We start from the raw sequence: 16467 nt of genomic DNA on the forward strand, positions 1-16467 counted from the left end.
TCTCCTTTTATAATCTCATTAAACCAAGTGGCAAAATGACACTTATTCGCTCATTTACGCCAGGATGCGGCACTATGAGCCTTTTGTTTTTTATTTTTATATTTGTATATAAAATATCCAAATCTATCGTTCTAGGCGCGTTTTTAAAAGGTCTTTTTCTTTTAAATCTAAGTTCTAAATTTAGCATTATTTTTAAAACTTCTTTTGGATGTAAATTTGTTTGTAAAAATAAAACTGCATTTAAAAAATCATCTTGCTTTGTAAAACCAAATGCCTTATTTAAAACAATTGGCGAACTCTGTGCTATGTAAAAACGCCTGTCTTTTGATAAAATTTGAAATATTTTATCAAATCTTTGTTTAACTTTTCCTACATTTCCTCCAAGCCCCAATATAATGCTATATTTGTAGTTTTTTATTTTTCTATAAAAAGGAAAAAAATCACTTTTTATAAATTTTATAGCGTCTTTTATTTCAAAAAAGCCGTTTTTAGAGTATTTCACATCCATTTTTTGTTACCACTACTACATCTTCTATTCTAACTCCAAACTCGTTTTCTAGGTAAATTCCAGGCTCAACGCTAAAAACCATACCTTCTTTTAATTTTGTTTTGCTTTTTGGACTAATTATTGGTAATTCGTGTATGTCAAGCCCCACGCCGTGCCCTGTTGAGTGAAAAAATTCTTTTCCATAGCCATTTTTTGCTATAAAATCTCTTGCAATACTATCTACTTCACAAGCTAAAATTCCAGGCTTTATGGCTTTTATGGCTTGATATTGTGCTTCTTTTACTATATCGTAAATTTCTTGATGTTTTTGGTTTTTATAAATTTGATCTTTTGAGAAATTTAGTTTATTATCAAAAAATGCGGTTCTGGTTCTATCAGAGCAGTATCTTTTAAATTTTATTCCCCCATCAACTAATAGCAAATCACCATTTTTTAGCTTTGTTTTGGTTGGTAAAGCATGGGCTTTTGCAGCATTTGCATTTATTGCTGTGATTGGTTCAAAACTGAGATTTAATGCTCCATTTTGTCTAAATATCATCTGTGCGTTGAAATTTATCTCTTCTTCGCTTAAATTTTTGCTTTCATTTATAAATTTAGCTAAATCATCAAAGCATTTTTCGCCAAGTTTTGCAGCTTCTTTTAGTAAATTTATCTCACGCTGAGATTTTATCTCCCTCTTTTTTTGAGAAAAATTTGGAGATGATTTAAAGTTTAAGTTTAAAGATGAAGATAGATTTTTAAATTCACTAACGCTAAAGCTTAATGGGTCAAAACTTATCTTTTTAATGTTAAATTTTTTTATAAGTTTTTTTGCATCTTTTATAAGAGAATTTGATTCTATTACGGCGGCATTTTTTATATTTTCTCTTGCTTCTATGCTATATCTTGCATCTGTTATGAAAAAGCACTCATCTTTTAGGCTAAGATATAGTGCATTGTCGCAACTATATCCGCACTCGTAAAAAATTGCATTTTCGTTTTTTAGTATGAAATTACTGCTCATTTTGTTGTTTTTGAGCCTCTTCGTAAGCCTTTATTTGTTCAAATCTTTGTAACATTGCTACCATTGCAAGATGATAACCAAGTGGTCCAAAACCTACGATACATCCCGCACTTACTGGGCTAATCATACTTTTTTGTCTAAAATCATCTCTTTTATAAATATTTGTTATATGAACTTCAATTGCTGGCAATCTAACTGCTTCTATGGCATCTCTTATGGCTATTGATGTATGAGAGTATGCGGCTGGATTTATGATTATACCATCGCTATCTCCGTAGCATTCTTGAATTTTATCAACGATTTCGCCCTCTAAATTGCTTTGAAAAAACTCTATTTCAACATTTGCTTGATCTGCTACGATTTTCATTTGTTTATGAATATCATCCATACTCATTACGCCATATAAATTTTGATCTCTTTTTCCGAGCATATTGATATTTGGACCTTGAATAACTGTTATTTTTGGCATTACACTTCCTTATAAAATTAAATTTTTATAAATTATATCAATTTCTTTCTAAATTTACTCATAGTCTTATATGTATTGTTAATAAATTCGTAATTATAAATTTAACAAAATTTATTATAATCTTTTTAGAATTAATACTTAAGGTTTGTTTTCAATGGTTAGAAGTGCCAAAATTTCCGATGCTTTAGTGGCTATTGATCTTATAGACTTAGCTCTTGAGAATATAAGTTCTGTTCTAACAGGGGAAGAAAATAAAGAAAAAGCAAAGAGTGTTTTAAGAGAGTTTTTTGTCAGTAAACAAAATTTATATAGTTTTGAAAATGTTTTTGTTTATGAGATTAATGGTTTAGTCGTAGGTGCAATGTGTGTTTATGATTCAAATTTAAGAGATAAACTTTTAGAACCTATAATATCAAGATTAAAAATGATAAATAAAAACCATAAAATAGACAAAGAGTGCTTTGAAAATGAGTATTATATAGATACTATTGCTGTAAATGAGAAATTTAGAAAAAGAGGGATTGCTACAAAAATGTTTGAACACGCTTTTTTAGAGGCAAAAAAACTAGATATAAAAAAGTGCTCACTAGTTGTAGATATTTTAAAACCAAAAACTAAAAGTTTTTACGAATCTTTGGGATTTTATCAAAACTGCGTTGTAGATATAGCAGGAGGCAGATATTTTCATATGTTAAAGGATATAAAATGAGAAAATTTGAGTTAGAAAATGTTAAATGCAATAATTGTGCAAATTTAGTAAAAAATGCATTAAGGGATGATTTTGGAGAAGTTGAGGTTGATGTTGAAAATAAAACCATTGTTTTAGATGTAAAAAATAAGGAAAAACTTCTTTTTGAAACATTAAAAGATATAGGATTTCCTATAATAAAGGAAATTTGATATGTCTCAAAAAATAAGACTTAACATAAGCGGAATGAACTGCGTTAATTGTTCATCCGGCATAGAAAAAAGTGTCAAAAAAATTAAGGGAGTTAAATCCGCAAATGTTAGTTTTGCAAACTCAAGTGGTGAGTTTGTTTTAGATAGTAGTGATGTTTTAGAAGATGTGATTAAAAAGATAAAATCTCTTGGATTTGGCGTTGTAAAAAATTATCAAGAACTCGAGCATTATAGAAAATTACACATAAAAAATATGCTTTTTAAATTTGTTATATCTGCTATTTTATCGTGTGTGATAATGTTTATTGAGATGTTTTTAGTACCAAATTTGTGGCTAAATTTAATTATGTTAACATTAAGTAGCGTTGTGGTTTTTTACTGCGGCGGGCATTTTTTTATTCACGCAAAAAAATCTCTTCAAAATTTAAATTTTGATATGAATGTTTTAATATCTCTTGGTGTTATGGTGGCTTATCTATACTCTTTGTTTGTCGTTGTCGTGCCTGATTTTATACCTCAAAATTTAAGATATCTGTATTTTAGTAGCAGTACAATGATAATAACTTTTGTAACACTTGGAAAATTTTTAGAAGAAAGATCTAAGCTAAAAGCTAGCGATTATTTAAAAAATTTAATGGATTTAGCACCCAAAAAAGCATTAAAAGTTTCAAAAGGAGCTCAACTTGAAGAAGTTAATGCCGATGAACTTAAAAAAGGCGATATAGTAATAGTAAAAAGTGGTTTTAATATCCCTTGCGATGGCGTTATCATAGAGGGTGGCGGCGATATTGATAAATCATTTTTAAGCGGTGAAAGCTTACCTGTGTATCATTCAAAAGGCGATAATGTATATGCTGGATGTGTAAATTTAGACGGTTATATGACTATCGAGGTTGCAAAAGAACAAAGTGATACTATGCTTTATCAAATTTTAAATTTAATGAGCGAAGCAAGTAGTAAAAAAATGCCAATAGCAAGACTTGCTGATAAGGTAGCAAATATCTTTGTTCCTAGTGTTATTTTGATTGCTATTTTTACTTTGATTTTTTGGTCGCTAAATAAAGATTTATCTTTGGGTCTTATACTAGCAGCTAGCGTACTTATCATATCTTGTCCTTGTGCTCTTGGTTTGGCTACGCCAATAGCCATAGTTTGTGCTCTTGGAGCTGGTGCAAAGAGAGGAATTTTGATAAAAAATCCTGAAGTTTTAGAAAATATGCAAGATATTAAATTTGGTGTTTTTGATAAAACTGGAACGCTCAGCAAAGGAGAAATTAGTGTTAAAAAATCTTTTTTAAGCGATCAAATTTTATCTTTTGTTGCCGGTATAGAAGAAAGAAGCGAACACCCAATATCAAAAGCAATTGTAGAGTATGCAAAAAATAATTGTATGTGTGCTACTAAATTTAACGGTGAGCATAAAAATATACCTGGAAAAGGAATTATCGCATCACAAGGCAATATAAATGTAATGATAGGAAATCTTGCTTTAATGCAAGAAAATAGTGTTTATATAAGAGATGATATTTTAGAAGAGATAAATAAAATAACAAACGATGGTTTTGGTGTTGTTATGGTTGCTTATAATTCAAATTTTAGTGGATATTTGGTTTTAAGTGATAGTCTAAAAGATGGAGCAAAAGAGCTGATTTTAGAGCTTAAGAAAATGGGTATAACTCCTATTATGCTAACAGGCGATAGTTTAAATGTGGCAAAATATATAGCAAATCAAATAGACATACAAGAAGTTCATGCAGAACTCTTACCACAAGATAAATATGATTTTGTTGAAAAACTTAAACAAAAAGGTAAAGTGCTTTTTGTTGGTGATGGTATAAACGATGCACCTTCTTTAAAAAGTGCTGATATCTCGGTTGCTATGAGTAGTGGAAGTGATATAGTAAAAGAAAGCGGCGATATAGTTGTTGTAAATAGCGATTTAAAATCAATTTTGGCTTTTATAAAATTAACTAAAGAAACAATGAAAACTATAAAGCAAAATTTATTTTGGGCTTTTATTTATAATGCTATTTGCATACCTATAGCAGCTGGAGTTTTGTATCCATTTGGATTTATTTTAATGCCAATGTATGGAGCTATAGCTATGAGTATAAGTTCTGTAAGTGTAGTGCTAAATTCCATAAAGCTTAGGTTTATAAAATTTTAAAATAAAATATGATTTTACATATTGATCTTGATTGTTTTTTTGTATCAGTTGCTAGGATAAAAGATAGCAGTTTAAATGGACAAATAGTTGCTGTAATTGGCGATAAATCAAGTAATATATTTGGCGATGAAATGATAGCAAATTCAAACAAAGGCGTGATTTTAAGCTCAAGTTATGAAGCTAGAAAATTTGGCATACATTCTGCTATGAGCGTAAATGAGGCTTTGAAGTTATGTCCGAAGTTAAAATTAATTCCAAACGATATGAAACTTAATAAAACAATTTCTAGTCAAATTTATAATTTTCTTTATACTTTTACGCCAGAAATAGAGCAATTTAGCATAGATGAGTTCTTTTTAAATTTAAAAGGTACAAAATATCAAGATGATTATATTGGATTTGCTAAGTTTTTGCAACAAAATATACTTGATAAATTTAAACTTCCTTGTAGTATTGGGCTTTGTGAAGGTAAATTTTTAGCCAAACTTGCAACTGATTTAAAAAAGCCATTTGGTATAAAATTTTTAGATATAAAAAATTTAAAAGAAGAGCTTAAAGATGTAAATATCGCTAAGTTTCCTGGCATTGGAAAAAGCACTCAGAAATTTTTATATGCTCACTGTATAAAAACCATTTCTCAAGCTTTGGAAAGTAAGGCTATTTTTGAAAAAATGGGTAAAAATGGTATCAAAATTTATAATAGAATTTGTGGCATAAATGATGATAAAATATCAAATCAAAGAAATGCAAAAAGTATAGGTTTTGGTAGAACATTTAATCCAACATTAAATAGAGATGAAATTAGGCGTAAAATTTCCATTATGTGCAGACATTTAGGCTTTGAAGTGCTTAAAAATGATTTAAACCCTATGAGCTATGAGTTAAAGATAAGATATAAAAATAGATACGAGTTTTCTAAAAGATATACTCCAAATAAGCCTTTTTGTATAGATTTGTTAAGCAGTATTATCAATGAACTTTTTACTAAGATAGATAAATATAGTTTTGAAAACATAATTTATATAGGCATAAATTTATCAAATTTTTCTTCAAATTTAGAGTTTTGTTCAACGCTATTTAGTTATGATGATGATATAAAACAAAAAAATTTAGATAAAACTTTTAGCAAAATTTGGTCTAAATTTGGAATAGATAAAATAAAAAAAGCAAGTGAAATTTAGTTATCAATATAGATTAAACTAAATTTTGATACGATACTAGTTTTAAAAAATTTAAGGAATGATATGAAAGTTGCTGAACTATACTCTGTAATATGCGTGATTTTTGCTACAAATTTTAGAAATGTTATAGACAAAGAGCATTTTTCTAAAATGTCAAAAAATTGGATAGTAAAAAATGATAATGTTGATAATGTCAAAGGCCATGAGTGCTGGAAAAAAGCAGTTGAAAATGAGAGTCTAGAAATGATAAAAAAAGATTTTGAAAGCTTAAAGGATAGTTTTGATACTGCGTATTTTAAATTTAATGATGAAAAAAAAGTTGATGAATTTTTTAAAAATATTAAATTTAAAAAACCTTTTGATGAACTAAATAGCTCGCATATGTCAAATATACTTGCACTTTTATCAGCCATTTTAAAACAAGATAAAGACGAAAAATCTCACACTCTTTTGGGATATTATTTAAGTGAGTATTTTATTCATCCAGCAAGGGAACTATCTTTGCATCTGCAAAAAAATGCTAATAGTAATTATTATAAAGCTATGGGATATTTTTTAGCCGATTTTTGCCATCTTTTAAAAACTTCTCTTGGCTTAAAGGCTTAAAATGAACTGGTGGAGCGAAATATATTCTAAATTTGATCCAGTGGCATTTAGTATTTTTGGACTAAATGTTCATTGGTACGGGATAATGTATGTTTTAGCTCTTTTAGTTGCACTTTGGGCTGCAAAGTATTTTGTAAAAAAAGATAATCTTGGTTTTAGTGATAAAACATTAGATAATTACTTTATATGGGTTGAAATTGGCGTCATCTTAGGAGCAAGACTGGGTTTTGTTTTTATTTATTCAAACGCTCAAATGTTTTATCTAACTCATCCTTGGGAAATTTTCAACCCTTTTTATAATGGAAAATTTGTAGGAATTAGTGGAATGAGTTATCATGGAGCTGTGATTGGATTTATTATAGCTACATTTTGGTTTTGTAAAAAATATAATCAAAATAGTTGGAAATTGCTAGATTTGGTCGCTATTTGTATCCCTTTGGGGTATATTTTTGGAAGAGTTGGAAATTTTTTAAACAAAGAGTTAGTAGGTGTTGTTACTGATGTTTCTTGGGCGATAAATGTTAATGGTGTTTTAAGACATCCTAGTCAGCTTTATGAAGCATTTTTAGAAGGAATTTTAGTATTTATCATACTTTTTATTTATAGAAAATATAAAAAATTTGATGGAGAGCTTATTTCATTATATGTTATTTTATATTCTATAATGCGTTTTGTTAGTGAGATTTTTAGACAACCAGATGTGCAAATAGGAGAAGTATTTCTAGGTCTTAGTATGGGGCAAATTTTATCTTTTTTAATGCTTTTTCTTGGAATATTTGTATATTTATATCTAAAAAATAAAACTTATAAAAATCATACATAAAGGAGATATGTGATAAGTCCAAAAAGAACTATAAGAATTTTAACAGCACTTTTTGTTGCTATAATTTTTATATTTGTTGGAAATTCACTAGCTTTAAATTCAGCTGGTATGATGTTAAAAAATATAAATATAGATGATTTTCATATAGGCATTATCACATCTTGCTTTTTTCTTGGAGCTATTTTTAGTTCTATATTTGGTTATAAATTTATTAGTATTTATGGTTATATTAGGTCTTATGCTGTATTTACTGCATTGTTTGCTATATCTGCAATACTACACAACATTGCTAATAATATAATTTTATGGGCTGTGCTTAGATTTATGCTTGGTTTTTCATATTATAGTATATGTATGGTTGTAGAAAGTTGGATAAATGCTAGATCAAGAAATGAAATTCGCTCAAGAGTTTTTAGTTTTTATACAGCAATATATTATATATCTTCATCATTTGGTATGCTTTTATTATCTTTGGGACTTGGCTCATCTCAAGTTTTTGTTCTCTCAGCGCTTTTTATAATGATTGGATCAATTCCTTTAAATATAATTCGGATAAAAGAACCGCAACTTCCTCCAAAAAAGAAAATTTTTATACCAAATATTTTTAGCTTAGTTCCATTAGCCTTAGTAACAAGTTTTATAGGCGGTATTTTGATAAATGGATTTTTTTCTATGGCAGGTGTTTTTATATTATCAGCAGGAGGCGATATAAGAGATGCTTCATTATTTCTACTTGTTGCTATGGCTGGTGGCTTTTTTGGGCATCTATTTTTTGGATATTTTTCAGATAAATTTGGACGAAAATTTTCAATTATGTTAGCTTGTGTGATACCTTTTATATCCATTTTAGCTATGTTTTTGTTTAGTAAAAATATATTATTTTATAAATTTTCTGTTTTCTTCATAGGATTTGGTATATTTTGTCTTTATGCTCTTAGTGTTGCTAGGGCAAATGATGTTTTGGGTAGTAAAGGCGAAGCAGCTAAAATCAGTGCAACTTTGTTACTAAATTACTCAATTGGATCACTTTTGGGACCTATTATTATTGGATATTTTATGCAAAAATTTAATGAAAATGGTTTTATTTTTGTATATTTGGTCGGATTAATAGTTTTGTTTTTGGTTGCGTATTTTGTTGATGTTGTGCCAAAAGAGCGTAGAAGTAAATTTATGTCTCATCATCCAAGCGAGATTTTGCATTAATAATTACTATTTATTAATATATTTTAATAATATAATAAGTTTATTTATTAAAAATTCCTTTAATAAATAAACTTATATTTTTTATTAATATTTTTATTAATATTTTCAGCATCAAATAAGCCTAGCTGATATATAATTAATAATTTAAATACTTAATATTAAAGGAGTTCTGTATGGTGAGCCGTATAGAGGGTTTTCTTGGAAAATCTATAGATGGTAAAAAAAGTCGAGTTCCTGCAAAATTAGATTTGTTGCAAAGTGGCACAGGTCTAGTTTTAGGGCTTTTTATGTGGCTTCATATGTGTTTTGTTGCTACGATTTTAGTAAGCGAGGAGTTTTACAGCTCAGTTGTGCATATTTTAGAGGCTAGATTTTTGTATGATAGTTCGGCAATGAGCTATGTTACATCTTTTTTAGCAGCTTGTGTTTTGGTTATTTTCTTTATTCATGCGGCACTTGGAATGAGAAAAATGCCTATAAATTTTAGACAATGGGAAGCATATCGTGCTCATATGTCTCGTATGAAACACAGCGATACAACTCTTTGGTTAGTTCAAGCAGTGACTGGTTTTGTAATGTTTTTCCTTGGCTCGGCACATTTAATTATAATTATCACAAATTCAGACAAAATCGCTGATGGAGGTTCTGCTATACGTGTTGCAAGCCATTTTATGTGGGCTTTTTATGCGGTTTTACTTTTTGCAGTTGAGCTTCATGGGTCTATTGGTTTATACAGACTATGTGTAAAATGGGGTTGGTTTGAGGGTAAAAATGCAAAAGAGAGTAGAAAAAAACTTAAAAAAGCAAAATGGATTATTAGTATTTTCTTTTTAGTTTTGGGTATTTTATCACTTCTTGCTTTTATGAAACTTGGTTTTGAAAGAATGTAATTTAAGGTTGGTTAAATGAAAATAATATATTGTGATGCGTTGGTTATTGGCGGTGGACTTGCTGGGCTTAGGGCAGCAGTTGCAGCAGCTGATAAAGGCAATAGTACTATAGTTTTAAGTTTATGTCCTGTTAGAAGATCTCACTCAGCTGCTGCACAAGGCGGCATGCAAGCAAGTTTAGGAAATTCTAAAATGAGTGAAGGCGATAATGAAGATGTGCATTTTGCTGATACTGTAAAGGGAAGCGACTGGGGATGCGATCAAGAAGTTGCTAGAATGTTTTGTCAAACAGCTCCAAAAGCTATTCGTGAACTTGCTAGTTGGGGTGTTCCTTGGACAAGAATCACAAAAGGAAAAAGAAGTGCTGTTATAAATGCACAAAAAACTACTATTGAAGAAAAAGATGAAGTTCATGGACTTATCCATTCAAGAGATTTTGGTGGAACAAAAAAATGGAGAACATGTTATACGGCTGATGCAACAGGTCATACAATGTTATTTGGTGTTGCAAATGAGTGTGTAAAACATAATGTTGATATAAGAGATAGGAAAGAAGCTATTGCTTTAATACACAAAGATAATCGCTGTTATGGTGCTATAGTAAGAGATCTTATAGATGGCAGAATAGAAGCTTATGTGGCTCGTGGAACACTTATAGCAACAGGTGGATATGGCAGAATTTATAAACATACAACAAATGCTGTAAATTGTGAGGGGATAGGGGCTGCAATAGCTCTTGAAACAGGTATAGCGCAACTTGGAAATATGGAGGCCGTTCAATTTCACCCAACTCCTATTGTTCCAAGCGGAATTTTGCTAACTGAAGGATGTCGTGGAGATGGTGGTATATTAAGAGATGTTGATGGGTATCGCTTTATGCCTGATTATGAGCCTGAGAAAAAAGAATTAGCAAGTAGAGATGTTGTTTCAAGAAGGATGATGGAACATATTAGAAATGGTAAAGGTGTAAAAAGTCCTTACGGAGAGCATTTATGGCTTGATATAAGCATTCTTGGTAGAGCTCATATTGAGACAAATTTAAGAGATGTTCAAGAAATTTGTCAAATTTTTAATGGCATTGATCCAGCTGATGAAGGTCCAAAAGGTTGGGCACCTGTTTTACCAATGCAGCATTATTCAATGGGTGGAATTAGAGTAAAACCAACAGGAGAGAGTCAAACTTTAAAAGGTCTATTTAGTGCAGGTGAAGCAGCTTGTTGGGATATGCACGGATTTAATAGACTTGGCGGAAACTCAGTTTCAGAAACAGTTGTAGCTGGAATGATAGTGGGGGATTATTTTGCTGATTTTTGTAAAAGTCATGAAATAGATATAAATACAGAGTTTGTTCAATCTTTTGTAACAAAAGAAGAAAATTATATAAATGAGCTTTTAAGTAAAAATGGCAAGTATGGTGTTTATGAGATAAAAAATAAAATGAAAGATATAATGTGGGAACATGTTGCTATTTTTAGAACAGGCGAAGGCTTACAAAAGGCTGTAAATGAGCTTGAAGAGCTTTATAAACAATCTTTAGATATAAATGTAAAAAATAAAGAAAAATTTGGAAATCCAGAACTTGAAGATGCTTACAGAACTCCAAAGATGATAAAACTTGCTCTTTGTGTTGCATATGGTGCACTTCTTAGAACAGAAAGTAGAGGAGCACATTATAGAGAAGATTATCCAAAAAGAGATGATTTAAATTGGCTAAAAAGAACTCTAGCAACTTGGAAAGAAGGCGATACAATGCCAACTATAAGTTATGAAGATCTAGATATTATGAAAATGGAGATGCCGCCAGCATTTAGAGGCTATGGTGCAAAAGGAAATATCATAGAAAATCCACTTAGCGAACAAAGACAAGCACAAGTTGATAAAATTCGTGAAGATATGCAAGCACAAGGCAAATCTCGTCAAGAAATTCAAGAAGCATTAATGCATTATGAACTTCAACCTAAATTTAAACAACCAAACCAAAGAGTAGGAGTTGGCAATGAGTAGAAAAATAACCATAAAAGCATTTAAATACAATCCACTTAGTAAAATTTCAAAACCTCATTTTGCTACATATGAGCTTGAAGAAACAAGTGGAATGACACTATATGTAGCCTTAAATGTAATAAGAGAGAAATTTGATCCTGATCTTAGTTTTGACTTTGTATGTAGAGCTGGAATTTGTGGAAGTTGTGGAATGGTTGTAAATGGTGTTCCTAAACTTGCTTGTAGAACTCTTACAAAAGACTATCCAGATGGCATTATAGAGCTTATGCCAATGCCTGCGTTTAAACTCATAAAAGATTTGAGTGTAAATACTGGCGAATGGATGGCTGCTATGAATAAAAGAGTTGAGAGTTGGGTGCATTCAAGCAAGACAACTGATATCTCAAAGATGGAAGAAAAAGTTGATCCAGCAGCCGCACAAGAGACATTTGAATTAGATAGATGTGTAGAGTGTGGAATTTGTGTTGCAAGTTGCGGAACTGCGATAATGAGAGAAGATTTTATAGGTGCTGTTGGATTAAATAGGATTGCAAGATTTAAACTAGATCCTTTAGATGAAAGAACTGATGAGGATTTTTATGAATTAGTTGGCGATGATAATGGTATTTTTGGTTGTATGTCTTTACTTGGATGTGAAGATAACTGCCCTAAACACCTTCCTCTTCAAAGCAAAATAGCTTATATGAGAAGAAAACTAGCTAGCGTAAAATAACTACTTTTAAGCAAGGATTTATCCTTGCTTAAGTTATATTCTTACTATCTTTTGATAAAATAATCACATTTATATTGACAGGGAAATTTATGGATGCTTTTTTAAGCGAAATTTGGGGGATAAATAAGCTTTATATAGATAACTCAGTAGAGCTTGGTTTTAATTCAAAAGATAGTGCTGTGCTTTTATCTTGCAGTGATGGAAATTACGATAGATATCTTTCTTTAAAGTCTTTTTGTGCAATTTTAAAAAATTCAAATTTAAAAACAAATCTTTATGATATTCAATTTGCACAAATAGGTATCATAAATTCTATAAAAAATTTAAAAATATCAAGAAGTGAAGTTATTTTAAATTTAAAACAGCTCTATGAAAACGGCATTATAAGTATAGATTATTTAGATAAGATTACTCATTTTTTAAAATCATTAAAACTTATAAATGATGAAAATATATTTAAATTTACGCAAAAAAGCGATATTTTTCATAATAATATTAGCGTTTTAAATGAATGTTTTTATGAGATGAAAAACATTACTAAAAACAAAAATTTGATAAATTTACTTGAAAATGCTTTTAAAAATGCAAACCAAGCACAATTTTTTATATCAGTAACTGGTATTATAAATGCCGGAAAATCCACTATGCTAAATTCTTTGCTGGATTTTAATGTTTTAGGAACAGCAAATATACCAGAAACTGCTAATCTTAGTTTTTTAAAATTTTCTAATGAGTCTTATGCAAAAGTTAAATTTTGGAATGAAAATGAGTTAAAAGAGCTAGGGTTTGAGAATGCTCAAGCAAGGCAAGATTTGTGTGTTAGTATTGATGAGCTTAAAAATTATACAACCGCGAAAGAAAATATTAGTAAATTTGTAAAGATGGTAGAGATCGGGGTTTGTGCTGATATTTTAAAAGATGGTATTTGTATAGTAGATACTCCTGGTCTTGATGATGCTATAGTGCTTAGAGAGGAGCTAACTAAGAAATTTATGCATGAGAGTGATTTTGTGATTCATCTTATGAATGCAGCTCAAAGCGTTACAAAAAAAGATATTAGCTTTATAAAAAACTTTTTGGCTTATGGCAAAGCAAATAATTTTATGATAGTTTTAACTCATATTGATTTGCTTGACAAATATGAGTTAAATGATGTTATAAAATATACAAAAGATAGTGTTACAAAAGAACTCCAAGATGATGGTTATGATCTGTCTTTGGTAAATAATATCAAATTTTTCGCCATTAATGGTATAAACAAAAATGGTATAGAAGATATAAAAAATTATCTTTATACAATGCTTTTTGGAGAAAAAAGCTTAAAATCAAATATGATTTTATCTAATTATAAAAAAGAGCTAAATAATGTAATCTCATATATAAAAGATGAACTTGAGCGTGAGTTTAGTATGATGAGTTGTGATGATGCTAAATTTAGTGAGGAAATTTTGCAACTAGAGCAAGAAACAGATATATTAAAAAATGATATAAATCAGGTAAATTTACTATTAAATAAAAATCTTAAAAAGCTTGATTATTCAAATTTATCAGCATTTTCGCACATAAAAAATATTTCAATTATTTTAAAAGATAGAGTTATAAGCGATATACAATACGCAAATAAAAATAGAAAAAAAGTGGATTTTGATCGTATTTTTAACATAGTAAAAGGCGGGTTTGATGATTTACTTTTAGATCTTTTTAGAGATATTAAATTTAATGTATCAAAAGATATGGAAAATATTTCTAAGCAAATTTCACTTAAAATAAACTCTTTTGATGATAGTAAAATAGGCTTTTTTGATATAAAAAATTATCTTGATGAGAACTTTAGAAAGCCTGATTATATTTTATTAAATTCGAAGCTTTCAAGCATAATAAAAACAAAAAGTTCAAATATGCAAAATGATATCCAAAATCTTTTTGATGAGTTTTTATCTTTTTTGGATATAAAAAAATCTTTATTAAAACTCATTGATAACTATACAAAAGATTTTAAGATATATTTTGAAAATGCTATAAATATCAAAAAAAATTTTCTAGAAGAAAAAATTTTATTATTAAAAGATAGAATTTCTAACATAAATAATACATCTAAAAATTCGCTTTATGATATGCAAAAAATAAAGCAAAATCTTGATTTGATAAATATGCTTAGCACAAGGATAAACGGGTGTTAGAAGAATTTATAAAAGAGTATAAACAGCGTTATATTCTAAGTTTTAAAAGTGATTTTGAAGGGAAATTTAAAAATTATAAAGCACATTTGCTTGAGCCAAAACTGCACCCAAGTTCTGAGCTTTGTTTGAGGCTAAACTCTCTTAATGTACTTTTGTATGAGCCTATGCAAATAGCTGTAATAGGTCAGTTTAGTAGCGGAAAATCCACTTTTTTAAATGCACTTCTTGGGTTTGACATTTTACCAACGGGGGTTGTGCCAGTAACTGCAAAGCCAACTTTTATAAAATACAACTCTTTTCCTATGTTAAAAGCAACATATAATGATAATAGAGAAGAGTATATGGACGTAAGTATTTTAGGAGAATTTGTAGATCAAAGAAAAGAGATGAGGGATGTGAAGTTTTTAAGCATTTACTCAAATAGTGAAATTTTAAAATACATTACTTTTGTCGATACACCCGGACTTAATTCTATAAGCGATGCAGATACTAGCGAGACAATGGATATTTTAAATAAAGTTGGAGCTATTATATGGATAACTTTGATTGATAATGCCGGCAGAAAGAGTGAGCTTGAAGAACTAAATCTCATACCGCAAAATTTAAGAAAAAACTCTATTTGTTTGCTAAATCAAAAGGATAAACTAACAAAAGAAGAGATAGAAAATGTATTAATACACTCAAAATCCGTTTATGGCAAAGTATTTGATACAATTTTAGCAATATCGTCAAAAATGGAGTTAAAAAATGAAGAGAACTCCGGTTTTGTAGAAGTAAAAGAGTTTTTGAGTAAAGATATCGTAAATAAAAAAGAGTGCTTTATAAAAAACGAACTTGAGCTAATCAATGTAAATTTACAAGATCAGTATGGGTATTTTATTAAAATTTATGAAAAACTTTCATCTATTTTGGATAATTTTTTATTTAATTTTGATAAAAAAATACAGACACTTTTAATAGACTATTTAAAAGAATTTATGAGTTTTTATGCACAAGTAAAAGATATTGCAAACCTAGTAAGTGATGAAATTTCAACTTATATAGAAGATGAAAAAAGAGCTTATTTTGTAGAAGAAAAAAATATAATTGGCTCAAAAATTAGAAAAATTGTCTATACAGCCCCAACTTTAAATAGCGATAAAGTCTTATCTTCTCTTATATATTCAGACGATAAGCTAAGTAAAATTTTTAAAAAATTTAGACTGAAACTAAACTCTTTTCATGAGAAAATAAAAGCTGATATCGATATTTTGCTTGATGAGTTTAAAAATGAGATACTGATGTATAAAGGGGAATTTGAAAGCATAAGAAAAAACCATAATTTGCACTCAGATGTAGAATTTGCTTATATAAGAAAATTTGCAAGTGAAGTTGTATCGTTGTTTTTTAATGATTATCAAAAAGCTGTTTTTGAATTTAATGAAAAAAACGATCTATTTTTCGATAAAATCACCATAAAAATAGCTACAAATTATGAGAGTGCCATAAAACAAAGCGTTTGGTTTTTATCTGATAAAATTCAAAGATTTATCTCTGATTACGAGAGCGACCCAGTTACTTTTAGTCTTTATTATCCAAAAAAAGAGGAAATTTTATCTAGAATTTTGATAAATTTGAACTATTTTGAGTTTGAAAATGATTTTATAGGAAACAAAACTTTTATAAAAAAGAATGTAGATGATTTGATGAGTAAATTTGTAATCATTAGTAATAAAAATTTAGATTACATAAATTCACTAAAAAATAAGAATTTAGATAATATTAACTATCTAAATGGCTTAAAATCTATATTATAAGCTTACTTTTAAAAAAATATTAATA

The 16467-nt window shown here is 29.0% G+C and carries 14 protein-coding genes and 1 pseudogene; 12 read left to right on the forward strand and 3 right to left on the reverse strand.

What is annotated here, in order from left to right; all coding sequences use genetic code 11:
* Positions 1-7: 7 nt before the first annotated feature.
* The 3 genes from folK to aroQ are packed head-to-tail and all read right to left on the reverse strand — an operon-like array spanning position 8 to position 1980.
* The gene (folK, locus tag CSPT_RS02810; protein ID WP_089182205.1) at positions 8-508 is read right to left on the reverse strand and encodes a 2-amino-4-hydroxy-6-hydroxymethyldihydropteridine diphosphokinase; all 501 of its coding nucleotides are present in this window, start codon (positions 506-508) and stop codon (positions 8-10) included.
* Positions 489-1511, reverse strand: coding sequence for an aminopeptidase P family protein (locus CSPT_RS02815; RefSeq protein ID WP_089182206.1), 1023 nt, complete (start codon positions 1509-1511; stop codon positions 489-491). The genes folK and CSPT_RS02815 overlap by 20 nt, the downstream gene beginning before the upstream one ends.
* Complete coding sequence (gene aroQ / locus CSPT_RS02820) at positions 1501-1980, reverse strand: type II 3-dehydroquinate dehydratase (RefSeq protein ID WP_089182207.1); 480 nt, start codon at positions 1978-1980, stop codon at positions 1501-1503. Before aroQ ends, CSPT_RS02815 begins: the two co-directional genes overlap by 11 nt.
* A gap of 154 nt (positions 1981-2134) precedes the next feature.
* Here aroQ and CSPT_RS02825 point away from each other — a divergent pair, with 154 nt between their 5' ends.
* The 12 genes and pseudogenes from CSPT_RS02825 to CSPT_RS02880 all read left to right on the forward strand — a co-directional run bounded on the left by CSPT_RS02825 (position 2135) and on the right by CSPT_RS02880 (position 16442).
* On the forward strand, positions 2135-2689 hold the full coding sequence (locus tag CSPT_RS02825) for a GNAT family N-acetyltransferase (RefSeq protein ID WP_089182208.1): 555 nt from the start codon (positions 2135-2137) through the stop codon (positions 2687-2689).
* Positions 2686-2880, forward strand: coding sequence for a cation transporter (locus tag CSPT_RS02830; protein ID WP_089182209.1), 195 nt, complete (start codon positions 2686-2688; stop codon positions 2878-2880). The genes CSPT_RS02825 and CSPT_RS02830 overlap by 4 nt, the downstream gene beginning before the upstream one ends.
* Before the next feature lies 1 nt (position 2881).
* On the forward strand, positions 2882-5047 hold the full coding sequence (locus CSPT_RS02835) for a heavy metal translocating P-type ATPase (protein ID WP_089182210.1): 2166 nt from the start codon (positions 2882-2884) through the stop codon (positions 5045-5047).
* 8 nt (positions 5048-5055) lie between these two features.
* Positions 5056-6228 (forward strand): Y-family DNA polymerase, encoded by a 1173-nt coding sequence (locus CSPT_RS02840; protein ID WP_089182211.1) that lies wholly within the window; start codon positions 5056-5058, stop codon positions 6226-6228.
* A gap of 63 nt (positions 6229-6291) precedes the next feature.
* Positions 6292-6834 (forward strand): hypothetical protein, encoded by a 543-nt coding sequence (locus tag CSPT_RS02845; RefSeq protein ID WP_089182212.1) that lies wholly within the window; start codon positions 6292-6294, stop codon positions 6832-6834.
* Between the two features lies 1 nt (position 6835).
* A complete protein-coding gene (gene lgt / locus CSPT_RS02850) occupies positions 6836-7657 on the forward strand; it encodes a prolipoprotein diacylglyceryl transferase (RefSeq protein ID WP_089182213.1) in 822 nt (273 codons plus the stop codon).
* A gap of 9 nt (positions 7658-7666) precedes the next feature.
* On the forward strand, positions 7667-8860 hold the full coding sequence (locus tag CSPT_RS02855; RefSeq protein WP_089182214.1) for an MFS transporter: 1194 nt from the start codon (positions 7667-7669) through the stop codon (positions 8858-8860).
* Positions 8861-9033: 173 nt separating this feature from the next.
* A pseudogene (locus CSPT_RS02860) lies at positions 9034-9741 on the forward strand (fumarate reductase cytochrome b subunit); the annotation flags it as partial.
* 24 nt (positions 9742-9765) lie between these two features.
* The gene (locus tag CSPT_RS02865; protein ID WP_089182216.1) at positions 9766-11754 is read left to right on the forward strand and encodes a fumarate reductase flavoprotein subunit; all 1989 of its coding nucleotides are present in this window, start codon (positions 9766-9768) and stop codon (positions 11752-11754) included.
* Entirely contained in the window at positions 11747-12466 is a 720-nt protein-coding gene (locus tag CSPT_RS02870) for a fumarate reductase iron-sulfur subunit (protein ID WP_089182217.1), read from the forward strand. Before CSPT_RS02865 ends, CSPT_RS02870 begins: the two co-directional genes overlap by 8 nt.
* An 89-nt stretch (positions 12467-12555) precedes the next feature.
* Positions 12556-14646, forward strand: a complete 2091-nt coding sequence (locus CSPT_RS02875; protein ID WP_089182218.1) for a dynamin family protein — start codon at positions 12556-12558, stop codon at positions 14644-14646.
* Positions 14640-16442: a dynamin family protein gene (locus CSPT_RS02880; protein ID WP_089182219.1), complete on the forward strand. Its 1803-nt coding sequence runs from the start codon at positions 14640-14642 to the stop codon at positions 16440-16442. Before CSPT_RS02875 ends, CSPT_RS02880 begins: the two co-directional genes overlap by 7 nt.
* Positions 16443-16467: the final 25 nt, after the last annotated feature.

It is taken from the genome of Campylobacter sputorum subsp. sputorum (assembly GCF_008245005.1).
Classification (GTDB): domain Bacteria; phylum Campylobacterota; class Campylobacteria; order Campylobacterales; family Campylobacteraceae; genus Campylobacter_F; species Campylobacter_F sputorum.

Coding starts and splice junctions, on each gene's coding strand:
- CSPT_RS02830 (WP_089182209.1), top strand. CDS start 2,686: ATGAGAAAATTTGAGTTAGAAAATGTTAAATGCAATAATTGTGCAAAT.
- CSPT_RS02870 (WP_089182217.1), top strand. CDS start 11,747: ATGAGTAGAAAAATAACCATAAAAGCATTTAAATACAATCCACTTAGT.
- aroQ (WP_089182207.1), bottom strand. CDS start 1,980: ATGCCAAAAATAACAGTTATTCAAGGTCCAAATATCAATATGCTCGGA.
- CSPT_RS02875 (WP_089182218.1), top strand. CDS start 12,556: ATGGATGCTTTTTTAAGCGAAATTTGGGGGATAAATAAGCTTTATATA.
- CSPT_RS02835 (WP_089182210.1), top strand. CDS start 2,882: ATGTCTCAAAAAATAAGACTTAACATAAGCGGAATGAACTGCGTTAAT.
- CSPT_RS02840 (WP_089182211.1), top strand. CDS start 5,056: ATGATTTTACATATTGATCTTGATTGTTTTTTTGTATCAGTTGCTAGG.
- CSPT_RS02845 (WP_089182212.1), top strand. CDS start 6,292: ATGAAAGTTGCTGAACTATACTCTGTAATATGCGTGATTTTTGCTACA.
- lgt (WP_089182213.1), top strand. CDS start 6,836: ATGAACTGGTGGAGCGAAATATATTCTAAATTTGATCCAGTGGCATTT.
- CSPT_RS02815 (WP_089182206.1), bottom strand. CDS start 1,511: ATGAGCAGTAATTTCATACTAAAAAACGAAAATGCAATTTTTTACGAG.
- CSPT_RS02865 (WP_089182216.1), top strand. CDS start 9,766: ATGAAAATAATATATTGTGATGCGTTGGTTATTGGCGGTGGACTTGCT.
- CSPT_RS02825 (WP_089182208.1), top strand. CDS start 2,135: ATGGTTAGAAGTGCCAAAATTTCCGATGCTTTAGTGGCTATTGATCTT.
- folK (WP_089182205.1), bottom strand. CDS start 508: ATGGATGTGAAATACTCTAAAAACGGCTTTTTTGAAATAAAAGACGCT.